The 4580-nt window shown below is 73.1% G+C and carries 3 protein-coding genes and 1 pseudogene; all 4 read right to left on the bottom strand.

Annotated features, from left to right (window positions below; all coding sequences use genetic code 11):
- Nucleotide 1: 1 nt before the first annotated feature.
- Nucleotides 2-868, bottom strand: coding sequence for a zinc metalloprotease HtpX (gene htpX, locus HW445_RS19450; protein ID WP_180222268.1), 867 nt, complete (start codon nucleotides 866-868; stop codon nucleotides 2-4).
- A gap of 258 nt (nucleotides 869-1126) precedes the next feature.
- Nucleotides 1127-2659 (bottom strand): NADH-quinone oxidoreductase subunit N, encoded by a 1533-nt coding sequence (locus tag HW445_RS19445; RefSeq protein WP_180222267.1) that lies wholly within the window; start codon nucleotides 2657-2659, stop codon nucleotides 1127-1129.
- The gene (locus HW445_RS19440) at nucleotides 2656-4251 is read right to left on the bottom strand and encodes a NuoM family protein (RefSeq protein ID WP_180222266.1); all 1596 of its coding nucleotides are present in this window, start codon (nucleotides 4249-4251) and stop codon (nucleotides 2656-2658) included. The genes HW445_RS19445 and HW445_RS19440 overlap by 4 nt, the downstream gene beginning before the upstream one ends.
- A gap of 6 nt (nucleotides 4252-4257) precedes the next feature.
- Nucleotides 4258-4580 (bottom strand): annotated as a pseudogene (locus HW445_RS19435) (NADH-quinone oxidoreductase subunit L); the annotation flags it as partial.

Here is a 4580-nt window from a genome sequence, read left to right as displayed (position 1 = left end):
CTCAGCCGCGGCCGTTGCCCGCCATGCGCTCCAGCCGCGCGATCCGCTCGGTCATGGGCGGGTGGGTGGAGAACAGCTTCGAGAGGCCCTGCCCCGGCCGGAACGGGTTGGCGATCATCATGTGGCTGGCCGTCTCGATCTTCGGCTCCGGTGGCAGCGGCAGCGCCTTGGTGCCCGCCTCCAGCTTGCGCAGGGCGCTGGCCAGGGCCAGCGGGTCGCCGGTGAGGCGGGCGCCGTCGGCGTCGGCCTCGTACTCCCGGGAGCGGCTGATGGCGAGCTGGATCACGGAGGCGGCGAGGGGGCCCAGCAGCATGATCAGCAGCATCCCGAGCAGGCCCGGGCCCTCGTCGTCGTTCGAGCGGCCGATGGGGATCAGCCAGGCGAAGTTGACCAGGAACATGATCACCGAGGCGAGTGCTCCCGCGACGGACGAGGTCAGGATGTCCCGGTTGTAGACGTGGCTCAGCTCGTGGCCGATCACCCCCCGCAGCTCGCGTTCGTCGAGGATGCGCAGGATGCCGTCGGTGCAGCAGACCGCGGCGTTGCGCGGGTTGCGTCCGGTGGCGAAGGCGTTGGGCGCGTCGGTGGGTGAGATGTAGAGCCGCGGCATGGGCCGTCGGGCCTGTGTGGAGAGATCGCGGACGATCCGGTAGAGGCCGGGGGCCTCGAACTCGCTGACCGGACGGGCCCGCATGGCGCGCAGCGCCAGCTTGTCGCTGTTCCAGTACGCGTAGGCGTTGGTGGCCAGCGCCACCAGGACGGCGGCGATCAGGCCGTTGCGCCCGAAGAAGCCGCCGATGACGATGATGAGCGCCGACAGCCCCCCGAGGAGGATTGCGGTTCTGAGTCCGTTGTGCCGACGGTGCACGGTACGCCCTCCATTGGTGCGGCGGGGGGAGCCTCTGGTGCGTCGCGTCCAGTGGACCCTTACGTACAGGTCAACGCGGTGCGGGCGGTCGCAGTTCCCCGCACCGGTTCCGGGCTGGGTACCCCGGCGCGGCCGGGTCGCACCCGCCCGTGGGGGACGCGCCCGTCCCGTGGGGGACGGAGGCCGCCCCCGGCGGGACCGGCGCCCGGGTCCGGGCAGCGGGTCGGACGAGCGGGTCGGGAGAAGGTCGGAAGAGGGTCAGAAGAGGGTCACTCCGGTGAAACGGAGGATCAGCTGGGGCGCCCCGGAGAGGGCGACGGCGAGGAGTCCGGTGACCACCAGGGCGACGGTGATCGGGGCCGTGGCGCGACGGGCCGCGGAAGCGTCCTCGCGGGCGTCCTCGGGGGCGGGACGGAAGAGCAGCGCGGTCCAGCGCAGGTAGTAGACCAGCGCGATCACCACGTTGACGGCCATCAGCACGGCCAGCCAGCCCATCCCCGCCTCCACGGCCGAGGCGAACACGGTCACCTTGGCGAAGAGACCGACGATGCCCGGCGGAAGTCCGGCCAGGGAGAGCAGGAAGAAGGCGAGCAGCAACGCGGCCACCGGGCGGGAGGCGTACAGGCCGCGGTGGTCGTCGACGCGGCCCGCGGGGCGGCCCCGGCCCACCAGGGCGACCACGGTGAACGCGCCGAGGTTCACGGCGGCGTACATCAGGGCGTAGGCGAGGGTCGAGCCGATCGCCCGGGAGGCGTCGTCGGTGTAGGCGGCGGCAGCGATCGGGACCAGCAGGTAGCCGGCCTGGCCCACCGACGACCAGGCCAGCAGCCGGACGGCGCTGCGGTCCCGGTCGGGGCGCTGGCGCAGCGCGCCGACGTTGCCGACGGTCATGGTGAGCGCGGCCAGCGCGGCCATGACCGGGCCCCAGACCGGGGCGTACGACGGGAAGGCGAGGACCGCGACCAGGATCAGGCCGGTGAAGCCGACCGCCTTGCCGGTGACCGAGAGGTAGGCGGCGACCGGCAGCGGCGCGCCCGCGTAGGTGTCCGGCACCCAGAAGTGGAAGGGCACGGCGGCGGTCTTGAAGGCGAACCCGACCAGGGTGAGGACCACACCGGTGCGGGCGAGCGTCGAGAACTGGCCGTCGACCTGCTGGATCTCCTCCGCGACGACGGTGAGGTGCATCGACCCCGTGACGGCGTAGACGAAGCTGACGCCGAGCAGGCTGACGGCGGTGGCGGTGACCGAGGAGAGGAAGAACTTGAGGGCGGCCTCGGAGGAACGGCGGTCCCCGTGGCGCAGGCCCACCAGGGCGAACGCGGGCAGGGAGGCCACCTCGAGGGCGACGATCAGGGTGGCCAGGTCGCGGGAGGCGGGCAGCAGGGCGGCGCCCGCGGCCGAGCTGAGGAGCAGGAACCAGTACTCGCCGGCGGGCAGCCGCCGCGGCTCGTCCTTGAGCGCCGTCATCGACAGGAGGGCGGCGAGCAGCGCTCCGGCGAGGACGACGAGCTGGACGACCAGGGTGAAGCGGTCGGCGACGTAGCTGCAGACGCCGGGGTCGGTGGTGAGGCAGAAGGTGGAGCGGTCGCCGTCGAGCAGCGGCAGCAGGGTGAGCAGGCCGGCGGCGAGGGCGGCGACGGAGATCCACCCGAGGAGCGCCTTGCGGGCCTCGGGGAGGAACAGGTCGGCGACCAGGACCGCCAGGGCGGCCACGGCGGTGAGGGTGGGGGGCGCGACGGCGAGCCAGTCGACGGACTGGACCAGGCTCTCGGCGGCGGCCGGGGCGCTCATCGGGTGCCTCCTGCGAGGAGCTGCTGGACGGCCGGGTCGGTGAGGCCGAGGAGCACCTTCGGCCAGAGCCCGGCGAGGACGGTGAGGACCACCAGCGGGGTCCAGGCGGCGAACTCGTGGCCGCGGACGTCGGCGAGGAGCGGCGCCTCGTCGGTGTCCCGCGGCGGCGCGCCCATGCAGACGCGGCGGACCACGACCAGCAGGTAGGCGGCGGTGAGCAGGGTGCCGAAGGCGCCGATCGTCATGAAGACGAGGTAGGCGGTGCGGCTGAGGTCCGGCGCCGGTTCGAAGGCGCCGAAGAGGGCGAGCATCTCGCCCCAGAAGCCGGCCAGGCCGGGCAGGCCCAGGGAGGCGACGGCGGCGAAGGCGAGCAGGCCCCCCAGGCGGGGCGCGCGGCCGTAGAGGGCGGCGCCGGTGGCCTGGAGTCCCTGGGCGGAGAGGGTGTCCAGGTCGGTGGTGCCGGTGCGGTCCTTGAGGGCGCCGACCAGGAAGAAGAGGAGGCCGGTGATCAGGCCGTGGGCGACGTTGGCGAAGAGGGCGCCGTTGACGCCGGTGGGGGTCATGGTGGCGATGCCGAGCAGGACGAAGCCCATGTGGCCGACGGAGGAGTACGCGATCAGGCGCTTGAGGTCGCCCCGGGCGCCCTTGCGGGCCAGCGCGAGGCAGGCGAGGGACCCGTAGACGATGCCGACGACGGCGAAGGCGGCCAGGTAGGGCGCGAAGACCTCGAAGCCCTCGGGGGCGGCGGGGAGCAGGATGCGCACGAAGCCGTAGGTGCCCATCTTGAGCAGCACGCCGGCCAGCAGGACCGAGCCGACGGTGGGCGCGGCGGTGTGGGCGTCGGGCAGCCAGCTGTGCAGGGGCCACATCGGGGTCTTCACGGCGAGGCCCAGGCCGATCGCGAGGACCGCGACGACCTGCACCGTGACGGTGAGTGACCGTCCGTTGTCGGTGGCGAGTGCCACCATGTCGAAAGTGCCCGCCTTGATCCCGATCAGGAGCAGGCCGAGCAGCATGACCACGGAGCCGAGCAGGGTGAAGAGGATGAACTTCCAGGCCGCCTGCGCGCGGCCCGCGCCGCCCCAGCGGGCGATCAGGAAGTACATCGGGATCAGCACGGTCTCGAAGGCGAGGAAGAACAGCAGCAGGTCGAGGACGGCGAAGGAGGCGAGGGTGCCGGTCTCCAGGACGAGCAGCAGCGCGACGAACGCCTTCGGGGAGCCGCCCGGTGGCTGGTTGAAGTACGCGTGCAGGGCGCAGAGGAAGGTGAGCAGGGCGGTGAGGACCAGCAGGGGCAGCGAGATGCCGTCGACGCCCAGGTGGATCCGCACGTCGAGGGCGGGGATCCAGCTGATGTCGGTGGTGGCCTGCATGGTCTGGGGCCGGCTGTGGTCGAACCCGGCGGCGAGCGCCAGGGCGGCCAGGAGGACGGCCGCGGTGACGGTCACACCGTGCCGCAGGACGGCCTGTTCGGGTGATGTCCCCTTCAGGCCGGGCGGGGCCGGGAGCAGGGCCGCCGCGGCCCCGATCAGCGGGATCACCACGACGAACGCGAGAAGGGCCTGCATCACGGACTCGTTGATATCGATCACGCCTGCTCACGCTCCCGAGGCGGCGAGGACGACGGCGACCGTGAGGACCACGGTTCCGGCGAGCAGCGCGCTCACATAGGTCTGGAGGTTGCCGGTCTGGGCGCGGCGGACGGCGGCGCCCAGCAGGCGGGGCGCGGCGGCGGCGCCGCGGACGTAGGTCTCGACGACCTCGCGGTCCAGGAACCGCACCAGGGAGGCAGCGGCGGTCACCGGGCGGACGAAGGCCGCGCGGTAGAGCGCGTCCAGGTGGAATCCCTCGGCCGCGTGGCGGTGCAGGGGTCCCAGCAGGAGGCGGCCCGGGTCGGAGGGGTCGGGGGCGTCGGCCAGGT

Source organism: Streptomyces sp. UH6, from assembly GCF_013421635.1.
Lineage (GTDB): Bacteria > Actinomycetota > Actinomycetes > Streptomycetales > Streptomycetaceae > Streptomyces > Streptomyces abyssomicinicus.
This window is presented reverse-complemented; position numbering and strand designations above follow the sequence as displayed.